The sequence below is a fragment of the Micromonospora sp. RHAY321 genome (assembly GCF_023896955.1).
In the GTDB taxonomy this organism is placed as follows: domain Bacteria; phylum Actinomycetota; class Actinomycetes; order Mycobacteriales; family Micromonosporaceae; genus Micromonospora.
Map to the genome: position 1 here is coordinate 34,369 of NZ_JAMHIW010000020.1, position 14,954 is coordinate 49,322.

At 74.7% G+C, this 14,954-nt stretch carries 12 protein-coding genes; 5 read left to right on the top strand and 7 right to left on the bottom strand.

All coding sequences use genetic code 11. From position 1 onward, the window contains the following. Positions 1 to 39: 39 nt before the first annotated feature. Both M8C17_RS28080 and M8C17_RS28085 read right to left on the bottom strand, forming a co-directional pair. Complete coding sequence (locus tag M8C17_RS28080; RefSeq protein ID WP_252419580.1) at positions 40 to 4,899, bottom strand: WG repeat-containing protein; 4,860 nt, start codon at positions 4,897 to 4,899, stop codon at positions 40 to 42. 381 nt (positions 4,900 to 5,280) lie between these two features. Next, positions 5,281 to 5,841 carry a helix-turn-helix domain-containing protein gene (locus M8C17_RS28085; RefSeq protein ID WP_252419581.1) on the bottom strand — a complete coding sequence of 187 codons (561 nt, stop codon included), beginning with the start codon at positions 5,839 to 5,841 and terminating at the stop codon, positions 5,281 to 5,283. A gap of 99 nt (positions 5,842 to 5,940) precedes the next feature. Here M8C17_RS28085 and M8C17_RS28090 point away from each other — a divergent pair, with 99 nt between their 5' ends. Further along, positions 5,941 to 6,645, top strand: coding sequence for an AzlC family ABC transporter permease (locus M8C17_RS28090; protein WP_252419582.1), 705 nt, complete (start codon positions 5,941 to 5,943; stop codon positions 6,643 to 6,645). Further along, complete coding sequence (locus tag M8C17_RS28095) at positions 6,639 to 6,947, top strand: AzlD domain-containing protein (RefSeq protein WP_252419583.1); 309 nt, start codon at positions 6,639 to 6,641, stop codon at positions 6,945 to 6,947. Before M8C17_RS28090 ends, M8C17_RS28095 begins: the two co-directional genes overlap by 7 nt. A 7-nt stretch (positions 6,948 to 6,954) precedes the next feature. On the opposite strand, the gene M8C17_RS28100 is transcribed toward M8C17_RS28095, so the two are convergent. The 3 genes from M8C17_RS28100 to nadA form a co-directional block, all read right to left on the bottom strand. Beyond that, complete coding sequence (locus M8C17_RS28100; RefSeq protein WP_252419584.1) at positions 6,955 to 7,548, bottom strand: DUF3043 domain-containing protein; 594 nt, start codon at positions 7,546 to 7,548, stop codon at positions 6,955 to 6,957. A gap of 185 nt (positions 7,549 to 7,733) precedes the next feature. Then, positions 7,734 to 9,089 (bottom strand): UDP-N-acetylglucosamine 1-carboxyvinyltransferase, encoded by a 1,356-nt coding sequence (gene murA / locus M8C17_RS28105; RefSeq protein ID WP_308209598.1) that lies wholly within the window; start codon positions 9,087 to 9,089, stop codon positions 7,734 to 7,736. A 212-nt stretch (positions 9,090 to 9,301) separates the two neighbouring features. Continuing rightward, positions 9,302 to 10,501 carry a quinolinate synthase NadA gene (nadA, locus tag M8C17_RS28110; protein WP_252419585.1) on the bottom strand — a complete coding sequence of 400 codons (1,200 nt, stop codon included), beginning with the start codon at positions 10,499 to 10,501 and terminating at the stop codon, positions 9,302 to 9,304. A gap of 68 nt (positions 10,502 to 10,569) precedes the next feature. On the opposite strand from nadA, the gene M8C17_RS28115 reads away from it, so the two are divergent. The 3 genes from M8C17_RS28115 to M8C17_RS28125 all read left to right on the top strand — a co-directional run bounded on the left by M8C17_RS28115 (position 10,570) and on the right by M8C17_RS28125 (position 13,446). Then, on the top strand, positions 10,570 to 11,709 hold the full coding sequence (locus M8C17_RS28115; protein ID WP_252419586.1) for a glycerate kinase: 1,140 nt from the start codon (positions 10,570 to 10,572) through the stop codon (positions 11,707 to 11,709). Positions 11,710 to 11,890: 181 nt separating this feature from the next. Next, positions 11,891 to 12,259 carry an iron-sulfur cluster insertion protein ErpA gene (gene erpA / locus M8C17_RS28120; RefSeq protein ID WP_074313193.1) on the top strand — a complete coding sequence of 123 codons (369 nt, stop codon included), beginning with the start codon at positions 11,891 to 11,893 and terminating at the stop codon, positions 12,257 to 12,259. A 209-nt stretch (positions 12,260 to 12,468) separates the two neighbouring features. Further along, positions 12,469 to 13,446 (top strand): carbohydrate kinase family protein, encoded by a 978-nt coding sequence (locus M8C17_RS28125; RefSeq protein ID WP_252419587.1) that lies wholly within the window; start codon positions 12,469 to 12,471, stop codon positions 13,444 to 13,446. Between the two features lie 27 nt (positions 13,447 to 13,473). On the opposite strand, the gene M8C17_RS28130 is transcribed toward M8C17_RS28125, so the two are convergent. Continuing rightward, the gene (locus tag M8C17_RS28130; RefSeq protein WP_109820182.1) at positions 13,474 to 13,707 is read right to left on the bottom strand and encodes a sulfurtransferase TusA family protein; all 234 of its coding nucleotides are present in this window, start codon (positions 13,705 to 13,707) and stop codon (positions 13,474 to 13,476) included. Further along, positions 13,704 to 14,855 carry an aminotransferase class V-fold PLP-dependent enzyme gene (locus M8C17_RS28135; protein WP_252419588.1) on the bottom strand — a complete coding sequence of 384 codons (1,152 nt, stop codon included), beginning with the start codon at positions 14,853 to 14,855 and terminating at the stop codon, positions 13,704 to 13,706. The genes M8C17_RS28130 and M8C17_RS28135 overlap by 4 nt, the downstream gene beginning before the upstream one ends. Positions 14,856 to 14,954: the final 99 nt, after the last annotated feature.

Genomic DNA, 14,954 nt, shown 5'->3' on the forward strand with positions numbered 1-14,954 from the left:
CCGACCCTAGCCCCGCTGGTTTACGACCGCCGAACCGGTTCAGAGCACCGGGTTGGCATCGGTGAGCAGCCGGTCGATCTCCGCCAGCACCGCGGCCCGGTCCGGGTGCACCGGGTCGATCAGCGGCTCGCCGCGGCGGTCCAGCGCGCCCCAACGACCGGCGCCGCTGCCCACCAGGAACGCCACCGGGTGGATGACCAGCATCGCGTGTGCCGGCGCGACCAGCACCGAGCCGCCGCGGTCCACCACACCGCGCCGGCCGGCCACGTCGATCACCGCGAGGCCCTCGTCGGTGAAGCCGTCGACCTGCTGGCCGTCGGCCAGCTCGGTCACGAAGCCGTTGTGGCGGGTCGGAACCACGATCCGGCCGGTCCGGTCGACCGCGCCCCACCCCTCGCGCCGTACCGCGGCCACCCCACGACGGAACGGTCGCACCTCGGCGAAACCGGGCGGGACGTGGACCGCGTTGGTGGCGTCGATCGCCTGCCAGCCGTTCGCGCTGTCCGCCACCCAGGCCAGGCCGTCGCTGAACGGACGCGCCGCGCGGTACGTCGGCGGGATCACCGTCGTACCGAGCAGGTTGATCAGCGACCACCGGTCGGTCTCCGGCCGGCGGACCCAGGCCAGCCCGTCGTGGAACGGCTGCACCTCCGCGTACCGGGCGGGGATGATCAGGTCGCCGTCCGCGTCGGTGTAGCCCCACAGCGGTCCGTCCCGCACCGGCAGCGGGGGGCGGTCACGGTCGAGCACCTCGTCCCGACCCCGGGGGTACGGCCCGAAGCCCTGCGCCGTGGCCCGGGCGGTGACCGCGTCGAGGGCCACCCGGATCCGGTCCAGCAGGTCGGGGTCGCCGGCCCCGCGCAGGTCGAGCGCCCACTCGAAGTGCTGGCAGGCCTCCATGAGCCGGCCCTGGTCGTAGCAGGACCGACCGGCGTGTTCGTGCAGCGCGGCCCGCAGCCGGTCGGGCAGCTCGACGGAGTTCGCCTGGGCGAAGAGCTGGTCGGCCTCGGCGAAGTCCCCGCGCCAACGCAGCACGTGGGCCAGCCGGGCCTGGGCCAGCGCCGTCCGGCGCAGCTCTCCGGTGGCCTCGGCGTAGGTGAGGGCGAGCCGGCCGTCGGCCAGCGCGTCGTCGAGGTCGCCGAGGATCCGGGACGCCACCGCCCGCAGGCTGAGCAGCCGAGCCCTGGCCCGGTTGTCGACGGCCGAACCCAACTTCTCGGTCAGCCGCCGCCGGATCGCCCGCAGCTCGTCGGGCTCCGTCAGATCCTCCCGCAGGGTGACCGGGTCGAGCCGCCAGCGGTACGCCCCGAGGACCTGCTCCGGGTCACCCTGGTCGGCCAACGTCCGGCGAGGTGCCGCCGGGGGCGGAGTGTCGGGCGGCGCCGACACCGGCACGTTCTCCTCGGACGACCCGCCCCGCGGCCCGGGAACGGCTCCGGCAGGCGGCGCGGACACCGGCCGTTCGTACGCCGGTGGCCCGGAGACTGGCCGCTCGTACGCCGGCGGCCCGGAGACCGGTGTGGCGACGTCCGGCGGTGCGGAGACGGGCGGTGCGGAGATGGGTTCCGCGGCGACCGGCGGTGCGGCCACCGGCCGTTCGTACGACGGCGGCCCAGAGATTGGCCGCTCGTACGCCGGCGGCCCGGAGATCGGCCGCTCGTACGCCGGCGGCCCGGAGACCGGTGTGGCGACGTCCGGCGGTGCGGAGACGGGCGGTGCGGAGATGGGTACCGCGGCGACGGGCGCTGCGGGCGGCGCGGAGACGGGCGCTGCTGCCGCAGGTGGTGCGGGTGGGGCCGAGACCGGAGGTGCCGAGACGGGGTGTACCGCGTCGTGGTCGGTCGGCGCGGGTCGGTCCGGCGGCCCACCCGCTGCGGGCCGGTCGTCCGGGTGCGTGCCGGCCGCCGGTCCGGCGGTGCTCCAACCGGAGGCCGTGTCCGCCGACGGGTCGTGCGACGAGGCCGACGCCTGGCCGGCCGGGTCGCGCTCGACCGGGTCCGTGGTTCCGTCCGGGGGTGCGGAGACCGGCCGGTCCACCTGGGCGGGGATCGGCGCTTGCGCACCGAACGCGGGCGGCGCCGACGTCGGCTGGTCCACTGGTTCCGGGTCGGCGCGGCGATCGGCCACCCAGGCGGGGGGCGCGCCGGAGGTCGGCGTGTTCGGCGGGCTGGAGACCTGGTGGTCGGCCTCGGTGGAGAGTTCGGTCTGGTGGTGCCCTGTCTCGGTGCTCGGCGTACCGGAGATTGGCTGGTCGGCTTCGGTCGGTGTCGATTCAACGGCGGCCGGCGTGTCGTCGAGCAGGTCGTCCACCGAGCTCCGGGGTGCACCGGAGACCGGGTGGACCGGCGGCGCGGAGACCGGCTGGACTGCCGGTGTGGACACCGGTGGGCCGGGCGGCGCGGAGACCGGTCGGGCGATCGCTCCGTCTGGATCCGGGTCGCTCGCCGCCGCAGGGCGCTGGTCGGCCGCCTCGCCGGGGTGCCGGTCGGTCGTCTCGTCAGCGACGGCTGGTTCGGCGACCGGGGTTGACGGGTCGCGCTCCGTTCCGGTCGGTGCCGGGGACCCGGCTTCGGCGTCGGTCGCCAGTCGATCGTCCGCGGCGTCGGTGGGTGGGCGGTCTGTCGCCGACTCGTCCTGGTCGGAGTCGGTCTGGGCGGGGCTGAACCAGGCGGCCGGTCCACCGGTGACGGGCGTCTCCGCCGGCTCCGGAGCGGGTGCCACGGGCGGTTCCGACGGCGGCGGCGGTACGTACCGGCGTGGCCTGCCGGGGGCGATCGGAAGCGCCGACCCGGCGTCCGTCGCCGTGGGCGTCGGGACCGGGTGTGTCGGTGTTGCCGGCGCCGCGGGTGCCGGGGCCGGAGGTGTCGGTGCGGAAGGCGTCGGTGCGGGAGGCGTCGGTGCCGGCCGAGTGGCCGGGGGATCCGCAACCTGCCAGGTGGGTGGCGGCGCGACCGGTGGACGCGTGTTACCGGTCGAGGCAGGCCGCTCCGGCGCTGTCGGGCGACGGTCGGCCGTCGGGGTGGCGCCCAGTGGCCCGTTGACCGGGCGGCGGTCCGTGGTGGGCTCGCCGCCGTGCCGCTGGTGGTCCGGGCGCTCGTCGGGCAGCGGTGGGTCCACCGGCGCGGGCAGGTACTCCAGCCGGAGTCGGGCGGCCGGCGGACCGGAGACGGGTACGTCCGTCGCCGGGGAGACCGGTGCCGCCGACACCGGCCGGTCCCGATCCGGGCGAGCGGGCGGGATGTGGGCCGCCGGGCGACGCTCGTGATCCGCCGGAGCGGGGGAGACGGGAGCGGGAGAGACCGGTCGGTCCCGGCCGGGTGCCGGCGACACCGGTCGCTCCGGAGAGACCGGCGGAACCGGGGCGGCCCTGCCTGAGGTGGCCTGGGCGGGCGGAGCCGTCGCGGCGGGGCGTGCCGGTCGGTCGTCGTACCGGGACGGCGCGGTCGGCTGCTGTGCGGGCGGCCGCGACGCGACGCCCGGCTCGGCCGTGCGGTGCGGGTCGGCGGTCTGGTGCGGCTCGGCACGGTAGCCCGGCTCGCGGGTGCGGTCGGGGCGTACGGGACCCGGCGGCGGCCAGGGCAGGCCGCCGTCCGGTCGGTGGCCCGGCTGCGGCCGGGGCTCGCGGTAGGCCTCCTCGCGGTAGACCTCCGGCCGGATCTCCTCGCGGGGACGCCGGTCCGGGTACGCCTCGGCTCGGGCCGCCGCGTCGCGGGGTGGCTGCCGGTGCGGGTCGGCGTCGGGTCGACGCCGCTCGTCGTCCCGGCGCGGCTGACCGGGTGTCTCCGGTTCCGGCCGACGGCGGCGTCCATCGTCGGGTGTCTGTGGCGGGCCGACCCGCTCGTCCGGGTGGTACCGCCGCTCGCCGGGTGGACCGGAGTCCGTGCGGGCCCGTGCCGCCGGTCGCGTGTCGTCCGCGGCGCGGTCGGGGTGGCGGGCGTCCCGGTCGGGGCGGCCGTTCTCCTCGGTGACGCGGTCCGGGCGGCGTGCGCTGTCGGCACCGCGATCAGGGCGGCGCGTGTCCTCGGCGGCCCGGTCGGGGTACCTGTCGTCGCGGTACCGCGACCGACCGTCCACGGTGGCCCACTGACCAGCGCCGTCGGCGGCCCAGCCATCGGCCGTCCGGCCGTCGGTGCCGCGGGCGGGCCGGGTGCCGTAGCCGTCGGGGTGCCGGGTGCCGTAGCCGTCGTCGGGGCGCCGGTCGTATCCGGCTGCCGGTCGCTCCGGTGTGCCGCGCCGGCGTGGCGCCTCCTCCGGCTCCGGCACCCAGCCGGGCTGGGCGCGCGGTGCGGGGGACACCGGTGGCGCGGGCCGGTACCCCCGCTCCGGGTCGGCCGGCTCCTGCCGGGGTGGGCGGCTGTCGTACCGCTCGGCGGGCTGGTCCCGGTGCCAGGCGGCCTCCCGGGCCGGTGCCCGCTCCTCGCCGGGGCGCCGGTCGGACCAGGCGGTTCGCCGGTCGGACTCGGGGGAACGACGGTCGTCGCGCCGGGTCGGCTCGGGGAGCGGCCGTCGGTACGGCTCGTGGTCGTAGCGCGCGGCGTCGGCACCGTCGGGCCGGCCGTAGGCGGACGCCTCCACCGGGCGCTCGTCGCTCCGGGACCGCCCGTGGGCGGGCTCCTCGTCGGGCCAGGACCGGCCGTAGGGTGCCGTCTCGGCCGGCTCCTCATCGGACCAGGAGCGGCCGAGGTAGGTGCCGTCGGGGCGGGTGGGCGCGAGCGGAGGCACCTCGGTGCGGCCGACCACGGTCGCCCGGCCGCGCGGCGGCGGGGGCGGCTGGTGGGACAGGCCGATGTCGCCGGGGTAGCGCTGGCCGGGGAACTGGGGATGCCACTCGGTGGTCGGTTCGACCACCCAGGATGGTTCGTTCGGGTCCGGCCACCGGTCGGTGTAGCGGCCGTTCATCCGCCGAGCCCGTCGCCACACCCGGCCGGTCGGCCGCTCCCCGTCGGAGGCGGGCCGTCCGCGAGCGCGACCGGGTGACCGCCGGGCGTCCGGTCGCCGCCTGCCACGCTCCGGTGGCCGGCTCGCGTCCGCTCGCTCACGGCGTTGTCACCTCGTTGCAAATTGTCGCGCTGGGGCCTCGCGTGCCGGTCAAGTCGCCCATTCCGGCAGGGCGTGGCTGCGGATGGAGGGTAACGGCGTGGGCTCTCCCACCGCCACTGTGGCGCCGCCCACGGGCCCAAACGTTATCCCATGGTTTCGGACATTTGGGCCAATAAGCGAAACTGGATTCCGACGCAGGCCCATCTGCCGGTTCGTCGGCGCCGGCGGGACCGCCGGCCTCTAGGGATGTTCCATGATGAGTACGGCGAAGGTGCCGGGCACCAGGGCCTCGTAGCGGTGCGGGGTGTCACCGGGGAACGTGGCGTAGTCGCCGGGGCCCAGCTCGACCATGCCTCCTTCGGGTCCCACCCGCAGCCGGCCGGCTGCGACCACCACGTGCTCGATGCTGCGAGGGGTGTGCCCCTCCGCTGCCCGGACGGCGCCCGGCTCCAGGTCGATCAGGTAGATGTCCCGACGCAGGTGCGCCGCCCCGGCGCTGAGCAGCGTGCCCGTGAAGTCGGCCTGCTCCGAGCGGACGCGTGGCCCTTCGCCGGCCCGAATCACCCGGATGGTGTCGTCGGCCGGCTCCACGAGCCGGCTGAACGGCACACCGAGCGCCACGCCGAGCGCCCAGAGGGTCTCCACGCTCGGGTTGCCGGTGCCCGACTCCAGTTGGGAGAGAGTGGACTTGGCAACGCCCGCCCGGCGGGCGAGCTCGGTCAGCGAGATGCCGACCCGTTCCCGCTCCCGGCGCAGGGCGGCGGCGATGGTGGCCAGGGGTGCGGCCGGCTCGGGAGGCATGCGTTCGCTCCATTGGATCAATGTTCGGTTTGACGAACACCGGCGAGATGTTCAGCATGGTGAACCATGCGTACGGTACAACGAACAGCGATCGGCCGGATGCTTCGTGACGTACTGGCCCTCGGTGCGGCCATGATCGCGGTGGGTGCGTCGTTCGGAGCGGTGGCGGTCGCCGCCGGGTTGCCCGTGTGGGCCACCCTGACCATGTCCGCCGTCCTCTACGCCGGCGGCGCGCAGTTCATGGCCGTGGGCCTGGTGGCCGCCGGCAGCCCGCTGGCCGCCGTACTGGCCGGGCTGCTGCTCAACGCCCGTCACCTGCCGTTCGGCCTCGCCCTGGGCGACAGCCTCGGCCCCCGACTGCGGCACCGGCTGCTCGGCAGTCACCTGCTGACCGACGAGACGACCGCGTTCACCCTGGCCCAACCGGCCGGCGAGGCTCGGCGTCGGGCGTTCTGGCTGGCCGGCACGCTGCTCTTCGTGGCCTGGAACGTCGGCACCCTGCTCGGCGTGCTCGCCGGTGGCGCGGTCGGCGACCCGGCCGCGCTCGGTCTCGACGCCGCGTTCCCGGCGGGACTGATCGCACTGCTGCTGCCGTCCCTGCGCGACCGGGACACCCGGCACGCGGCGCTGGCCGGAGCCGCGCTGGCGGTCGTCGCCACGCCGGTGCTGCCGGCCGGGCTGCCGGTGCTGCTCGCGCTCGCCGGCCCGGCCGCTGTCGCCTTCCGCCGCCGGTCCACTCCGACCGACGCAGCCGGCCCACCGGCGCCTGCCGTCGTCGAGCGCACCGGGGAGATGTCGTGCTGATCGCGGTGATCCTGGCGTTGGCCGCCGGAACCTATGGCTTCCGGTTGGCCGGTGTCCTGCTGCGTGACCGGCTGGACCTGCCCGACTGGTCCCGGCGGCTGTTGCCGGTCGGCGCCGCCGCGTTGCTCGCCGCGCTGGCCGCCACCGCGGCGGTGACCGAGGCCGGGCGGTTCGCCGGCTGGGCACGACCGGCCGGGGTGCTGGTCGGCGTGCTGCTCGCCTGGCGGCGGGTGCCGTTCGTCCTGGTGGTGGTCGGCGCTGCCGCCACCACGGCGGTGCTGCGCCTGCTCGGCGTGGCCTGAGCCGGGATCAGACCTTGTCGCCGATCTTGACCTGGGGGGCCGGGGCGCGCATCCGCCGGAAGGTGATCGACCGCATGACCGCGTAGAGGTAGAGCGAACCCATCCGCTGGCCGGTCTTCGGGAAGCGCTCCCGGACCAGCTTGCCGATCTTGCGGCAGATCAGGATCGAGTCGACGACCACGCCCAGCGCCAGCGCGCCCCAGAGCAAATTGGAGATCAACCGGACCGGCGCCGGCATGGCCGCGTTCGACCCGATCAGCACGATCAGCGCGCCGCCGAAGAACCAGGTGCCGACGGTACGCCGGGAGTCGACCACGTTGCGGGCCAGCAGACGCTCCGGGCCACGGTCGCGGGGGCCGCCCTCGCGGCGGAACTCCGACGCGGCCTCGGCACGCAACTGCCGGCGACGCTCCCGCTCCTCCTCCTTCGTCAGGGGGCGGCTGGGGCCGGCCGGGCGGCGACCGACGGTCGGCCGCTTCGGCGTCTCCCGACCCTTGGCCGGGGTGTAGCCCCGGGACCGCTCGGCGGTCTCCTCGGGGGTCACCGGGGGGACGGCCTCGTCGACGAGGTCGGTGGACTTGCGGCGAAAGAGCGACGGCACGCGGCAAGGGTAGCCAACGGTCCGCGCCCGGTGCACATCGCGGTGCACCGGGCCGACGGCTCCAGGTCGCCGCGCGGCGTCAGACCGGCCTTCATTCGGTCCGGAGCGCCGCCTGGCGGCGCGGAGGCCGAGTTATGGCCGCCAGCCGAGCTGGAGTTGTCGTAGCGAACGGAAGGTGTTCGAGGTTACGGACGCTCGGCGTGCGCGCCGAGGTCGGCGAGCTTCGCCTCGAAGTCCTCGTAGCCGCGGTTGATCAGGTCGACGCCGTACACCCGGGAGGTGCCCTCGGCCGCGAGCGCCGCGATCAGGTGGCTGAAGCCGGCCCGCAGGTCCGGGATGACCAGGTCGGCGGCGTGCAGCTTGCTCGGCCCGGCGATGACCGCCGAGTGCTTGAAGTTGCGCCGGCCGAAGCGGCACGGGGTGCCGCCGAGGCAGTCCCGGTAGACCTGGATGTTGGCGCCCATCGAGTTCAGCGCCTCGGTGTAGCCCAACCGCTGCTCGTAGACCGTCTCGTGGACGATCGACAGCCCACGGGCCTGGGTCAGGGCCACGACCAGCGGCTGCTGCCAGTCGGTCATGAAGCCCGGGTGCACGTCGGTCTCCAGCGCCACGGCGTTCAGTTCGCCGCCCGGGTGCCAGAAGCGGATGCCACCCTCCTGGCCCAGGTCGCCCAGCTTCGGCGGCCGGGCGTCGGTGACCTCGTACTCGCCGCCGACCGACCGGAAGATGTTCAGGAAGGTCATCATGTCGGCCTGCTGCGCGCCGAGCACCTCGACGTGACCGCGGGTGGCCAGAGCGGCCGCCGCCCAGCTCGCCGCCTCGATCCGGTCCGGGATCGGCCGGTGGGTGTAGCCGTGCAGCTTCGGCACGCCCTGGATCTCGATCACCCGGTCGGTGTGGACCTTGATGATCGCGCCCATCTTCTGCAGGATGCAGATCAGGTCGATGATCTCCGGCTCCACCGCCGCGTTGCGCAGCTCGGTGACACCCTCGGCCATCACCGCGGTCAGCAGCACCTGCTCGGTGGCGCCGACACTCGGGTACGGCAGGGCGAACTTCGTGCCGTGCAGCCCGTTCGGCGCCGACAGGTGCAGCCCCTCGGGCCGCTTGTCGACCGTGGCGCCGAACTCGCGCAGTGCCTGCAGGTGGAAGTCGATCGGCCGCGGGCCGATGTGGCAGCCGCCCAGGTCGGGGATGAACGCGTGCCCGAGCCGGTGCAGCAGTGGGCCGCAGAACAGGATCGGGATCCGGCTGGAGCCGGCGTGCACGTTGATCTGGTCGGTGCTGGCGCTCTCCACGTTCGCGGGGTCGAAGACGAGCTCGCCGTCCTCGGTGCCGTCGGTCACCTTGACGCCGTGCAGACCGAGCAGGCCCCGGACCACCTCGACGTCGCGGATCTTCGGCACGTCGAACAGCCGGCTCGGGGTGTCGCCGAGCAACGCGGCGACCATCGCCTTCGAAACCAGGTTCTTCGCGCCGCGCACGCGGATCCGCCCTTCGAGCGGAGTGCCTCCGTGCACGACCAGGACGTCGTCGGTCAACGCAACCTCCAGCGTGTCGGTGCTGTCGTGTTGATGGTGGGGAGCGTGAACCCTGTCGCTACCCAGGATGCGGCCATACTGAAACGGCCCGCTCGCGTCGTCGCTCCGGCAGCATAGCCCTCGGTGACGAAAAAGGACTCGGTCACATCGCCGTGTGTGGCATTAATCGGTGATCCGGCACTTTTGCGTACCAAGGGCGCTACCCAGCGTGATCAGCCGCCGACTGGCGGCGGTGTGACCGCGCCGGGCAGGGCGAGCATCTGGTCGAGGGCCACCCGGGCGTGGTGCGCGGTGTCGGCGTCCACCGTGATCTGGTTGACCACCCGGCCGGCGACCAGTTCCTCCAGCGCCCACACCAGGTGCGGCAGGTCGATGCGATTCATCGTCGAGCAGTAGCAGACCGCCTTGTCCAGGAACATGATCTGCTTGTCCGGGTGCGCCAGCGCCAGCCGGCGGACCAGGTTCAACTCGGTGCCGAGCGCCCAGGCCGAGCCGGCCGGGGCGGCCTCGATGGTCTTGATGATGTACTCGGTCGAGCCGACGTGATCGGCGGCCGTGACCACCTCGTGGCGGCACTCCGGGTGGACCAGCACGTTGACGCCCGGCACCCGCTCCCGCACGTCGTTGACGCTCTCCAGCGTGAACCGGCCGTGCACCGAGCAGTGCCCACGCCAGAGGATCATCTTGGCGTCGCGCAACTGCTCCGGGGTGAGCCCTCCGCCCGGCTTGTGCGGGTCGTAGAGCACGCAGTCGTCCAGCGACAGGCCCATCTCCAGCACCGCCGTGTTGCGGCCGAGGTGCTGGTCGGGCAGGAAGAGCACCTTCGACCCCTGCTCGAACGCCCAGTCCAGGGCGCGCTTGGCGTTCGAGGAGGTGCAGACCACGCCGCCGTGTCGGCCGACGAAGCCCTTGATGTCGGCCGAGGAGTTCATGTACGTCACCGGCACCGTCTCGCCGGCGATGCCCAGCTCGCTCAGCGTGTCCCAGGCGGCCTCGACCTGGCCCAGCACGGCCATGTCCGCCATCGAGCAGCCCGCCGCCAGGTCGGGCAGGATCACCCGCTGGGCGTCGGTGGTCAGGATGTCGGCGCTCTCGGCCATGAAGTGCACGCCGCAGAAGACGATGTACTCCGCGTCCGGACGGGCCGCGGCCTCCCGGGCGAGCTTGAACGAGTCGCCGGTCACATCCGCGAACTGGATCACCTCGTCGCGCTGGTAGTGGTGCCCCAGCACGAAGACCTTGCTGCCCAGCTTCGCCTTCGCCGCCGTGGCGCGGGCCACCAGGTCGGGGTCGCTGGGCGCCGGCAGGTCGCCCGGACACTCGACGCCGCGCTCGGTGTCGGGGTCGCTGCCCCGGCCGAGCAGCAGCAGAGCCGTCGCCGTGTTGGAGGGTTCCACCCAGGTCGAAGTCACGTAGCCCATGGTCCCACAGCGCGAGCGCGCCGCAGCTTCCGTCGGTGTGGGCTGCCACACTGCTCGGCATGCGTGTGCTGCTCTGCCCCGACAAGTTCGCCGGCACCCTGCCCGCACCGGAGGTGGCCGCCGCGGTGGCCGCCGGGTGGCGCACCGTCGCCGACGGTGACGAGCTGCTGATCCGGCCACTCGCTGACGGTGGGCCGGGCTTCGTGGAGGTGCTCGCCGAGGCCCTCGGCGGCCGGCGGGTGCCGGTGCGGACGGTCGACCCGCTGGGCCGACCGGCGGCCGGTGAGATCCTGATCACCGCCGACGGCGCGACCGCCTACCTGGAGAGCGCCCAGGCGTGCGGGCTGCACCTGCTCGCCACCGCCGAGCGCGACCCGAAGGCCACCACGTCGTACGGGCTGGGGCTGCTGGTGGCCGCCGCGGTGGAGAGCGGGGCCCGCACGGTGGTGATCGGGCTGGGCGGCTCCGGCACCAACGACGCCGGCGCCGGCATGCTGGCCGCGCTCGGCGTGACCCCGCTCGACGCCGCCGGGGCGGCACTGCCGTACGGCGGGGCCGCGCTGACCGCGGTCGCGGCGCTGGACGGCGCCGCCCGGCTGCGCGGCGCCCGGCTGGTCGCCGCCACCGACGTGGACAACCCACTGCTCGGCCTGCACGGCGCGAGCAACGTGTTCGGCCCGCAGAAGGGCGCCGACCGGGCCGACGTGCTGCTGCTCGACGCCGCGCTGGAGCGCTTCGCGGCGGTGCTGGAGCGGGACCTGCCCGGCTGCCCGGCGGGCCTCGGCGCGCTGCCCGGCGGCGGTGCGGCCGGGGGCATCGGTGCGACCATCCTCGCCCTGGGCGGTGGCTGCGAGTCGGGCATCGGCCTGGTCACCAGGGCCACTAGGCTGGACGCCGCGCTCGACACCGCCGACCTGGTGATCACCGGCGAGGGGTCCTTCGACCACCAGTCGCTGCGCGGCAAGGTGGTCGCCGGGGTGGCCGGGGCCGCCCGGGACCGGGGGGTCCCCTGCGTGGTGGTGGCGGGGCAGGTGAGCACCGGCCGGCGGGAGGCCGCCGCGGCGGGGGTGACCGACGCGTACAGCCTGGTCGAGCACTTCGGTGGGGAGGAGGGCGGCGGGCTCACCGCCGCGATGAGCCGACCGGCCGACGGGCTGCGCGAGCTGGGCGCCCGGCTGGCCCGGCAGTGGAGCCGCTGAGCGCTCCGGCCGCGCGGGGAGCGTGGCCGCGACCGGGCCGACCTGCGGCGGGGGTCACGCCACGCGGGTGCGTCCGGCCCGGGCGGCGTACGATCGGACATGGACCACAACCGGGAATCACTGGACGGCGCGCGGCGTTGGCCAGTGCGTCCGGACCCATACCGCGCAGGGAGACTTCCACGTGACCACGCCAGCGCAGACCGAGTCGACCGAGGCCAAGGCCCCTACTTCCGTCGTCCTCACCGACGTCGCGGCGCAGAAGGTCAAGGCCCTGATCGAGCAGGAGGGCCGCGACGACCTGCGGCTCCGCGTCGCGGTGCAGCCGGGTGGCTGCTCCGGCCTGCGGTACCAGCTCTTCTTCGACGAGCGTTCGCTCGACGGTGACGTCGTCACCGATTTCGGTGGCGTCGAGGTCGTCGTCGACCGGATGAGCGCCCCGTACCTGTCCGGCGCGACGATCGACTTCGCCGACCGGATCGACGCTCAGGGCTTCACCATCGACAACCCCAACGCGGGCAACTCCTGCGCCTGCGGTGACTCGTTCAACTGAGTCACGCCACGCACCAACGACGACGGGGCCGTCCTTCGGGACGGCCCCGTCGTCGTTGTGCAAGCGGTGACCAGCGCGGATGGGAGCGGTCCCGGGACGGCGCTGCGTGCGCGGTTACTCGCAGGTTGCCGTAGTCCGACCGAGCGGACACTGCCGGGTGGCCGGGCCGGTAGGCTGACCGCGCCCTGCTCCCGACCCCGAGGGTTGACATGAAGATCGCCGTGACCGGCTCGATCGCCACCGATCACCTGATGAGCTTCCCCGGTCGCTTCGCCGACCAGCTCATCGCCGATCAGCTGCACAAGGTGTCCCTCTCGTTCCTGGTGGACGACCTGGTGCTCCGCCGCGGCGGCGTGGCGGCGAACATCGCCTTCGGCATGGGACAGCTCGGGCTGCGTCCGGTGCTGCTCGGCGCGGTGGGTGCCGACTTCGCCGACTACCGCTCGTGGCTGGAGCGGCACGGCGTGGACTGCGACTCGGTGCACATCAGCGAGGTCGCCCACACCGCTCGGTTCGTCTGCACCACCGACACCGACATGTGCCAGATCGCGTCGTTCTACGCCGGCGCGATGAGTGAGGCCCGCAACATCGAGCTGGCCCCGGTCGCCGACCGGCTCGGCGGCCTGGACCTGGTGCTGGTCAGCGCCAACGACCCGGAGGCGATGCTGCGCCACTCGGCCGAGTGCCGTGACCGTGGGTACGCGTTCGCCGCCGACCCCTCGCAGCAGCTCGCCCGGATGCCGGGGGAGGACGTGGTGGCGCTGATCGAGGGCGCCGAGTACCTGATGACCAACGACTACGAGAAGTCGCTGCTGCAGAGCAAGGCCGGGCTGAGCGACGACCAGCTGCTCGACCTGGTCAAGGTGCGGGTCACCACGCTGGGCAAGCACGGTGTGGAGATCGCGGGGCGCGGCATCGACCCGATCCACGTGCCGATCGCGCGGGAGATCCGCGCGGTCGACCCGACCGGTGTGGGCGACGGCTTCCGGGCCGGCTTCTTCACCGCGCTCTCCTGGGGGCTCGGCCTGGAGCGGGCCGCCCAGGTCGGCTCCCTGCTGGCCACGCTGGTCCTGGAGACCGTCGGCACCCAGGAGTACGACGTCCGCCGCGACCTGTTCGTGAAGCGCCTCGCCGAGTCCTACGGCGACACCGCCGCCGACGAGATCCGCCCGCACCTCCTGCCGTGACCTGACACACCCCCGCGCGGGGGTGTGTCAGTGGGCGCGCCGGATGTCGTAGGCGGGGCCGTCGGGGCCGGTGATGGCGGCGACGAACTCCTGGCCGCGCATCCGGCACCAGGCGGGGATGTCCACCGCCGCGGCGGGGTCGTCGGCGAGCACCCGGACCACCGTGCCGACCGGCACCTCGGGCATCCGTCGGGCCGCCGCGATCACCGGCAGCGGGCAGCGCTGGCCACGGCAGTCGAGCACCTCGTCCGGCATCGTCACAGCCCCACCACCCCCGCCTCGGCGCGCAGCCCGGCGACGATGCCGGGCAGTTCGGCGAGGAACCGCTCCACGTCCGCCTCGGTGGTCTCCCGGTGCAGGCTGACCCGGACGTTGCCGTGCGAGAGCACCCCCATGGCCTCCAGCACGTGCGACGGGCGCAGCGTCGACGAGGTGCAGGACGAGCCGGACGACACGGCGAAGCCGCGCCGGTCCAGCGCGTGCAGCAGCGCCTCGCCGTCGACGTACAGGCAGGAGAAGGTCACCAGGTGGGGGAGCCGGTGCACCGGGTCGCCGACCACCTCCACGTCGGGCACCTCCACGGCGACACGCGCCCGGATCCGGTCCACCAGCGGCGCCAGCCGGCTCTCCTGCGCCGCGGCGTCGGCCGCCGCCGCGCGTAGGCTCGCCGCCGCAGCCACCACCGCGGGCAGGTTCACGGCGCCAGGGGTACGTCCGCCCTCCCGCTCGTCGGCCGGCCAGGGTGACTCCCAGCGGGTGCCCTTGCGGACCGCGAGCACCCCCACCCCGGGAGGGCCACCCCACTTGTGCGCGCTGGCGCTGAGCACCGACCAGCCGGCCGGCAGGGGCACGCGCCCGACCGACTGCGCGGCGTCGACGTACAGCGGCACCCCGGCGTCGGCGCACGCGGCGGCCGCCTCGGCGACCGGTTGCACGGTGCCCACCTCGTGACTGGCGGTGATCAGCGCGGCCAGCGCGACGCCGGGGGCCCGGACCGCGTCCGACCAGGCGGTCAGGTCCAGCCGGCCCAGCCGGTCGACGGGTACCGCGTTGGCGGTGCCGCCGGCCGCGACGTGCCGCTCCGCGGCGTGCAGCACCGCCGAGTGCTCGATCGCCGAGTGCACCAGCCTCGACCCGACCCGGTGCCGCGCGGCCAGGCCACCGAGCACCGCGCCGTGCGCTGCCGCCGTACCGCTGGGGGTGAAGGACAGCTCGTCGGCGCGCACGCCGAGCGTCTGCGCGGTGGCCTCGCGGGCGGCGTCGAGCAGTTGCCGGGCACGTCGGGCCTGGGTGTAGAGCTTGCCGGGGTCGGCCCAGCCGTCGTCGAGGGCGGCCAGCAGCGCCTGCCGGGCCACTGGGTGCAGCGGCGCGGCGGTCGCCGCGTCCAGGTAGACCGGGGATGCGCTCACGGTGCCGCCTTCTGTTCGCGACTGCGGGGCTCGCGACCCCGGCTCGCTCCTCGCGCTCACGGTGCCGCCTTCTGTTCGCGACTGCGGGGCTCGCTCACG

What these genes read in the sequence shown, in the direction of transcription:
- M8C17_RS28115 (WP_252419586.1), top strand. Translation starts at nt 10,570, where the DNA reads ATGCGTGTGCTGCTCTGCCCCGACAAGTTCGCCGGCACCCTGCCCGCA.
- M8C17_RS28085 (WP_252419581.1), bottom strand. Translation starts at nt 5,841, where the DNA reads ATGCCTCCCGAGCCGGCCGCACCCCTGGCCACCATCGCCGCCGCCCTG.
- M8C17_RS28125 (WP_252419587.1), top strand. Translation starts at nt 12,469, where the DNA reads ATGAAGATCGCCGTGACCGGCTCGATCGCCACCGATCACCTGATGAGC.
- M8C17_RS28090 (WP_252419582.1), top strand. Translation starts at nt 5,941, where the DNA reads ATGCTTCGTGACGTACTGGCCCTCGGTGCGGCCATGATCGCGGTGGGT.
- M8C17_RS28080 (WP_252419580.1), bottom strand. Translation starts at nt 4,899, where the DNA reads ATGAACGGCCGCTACACCGACCGGTGGCCGGACCCGAACGAACCATCC.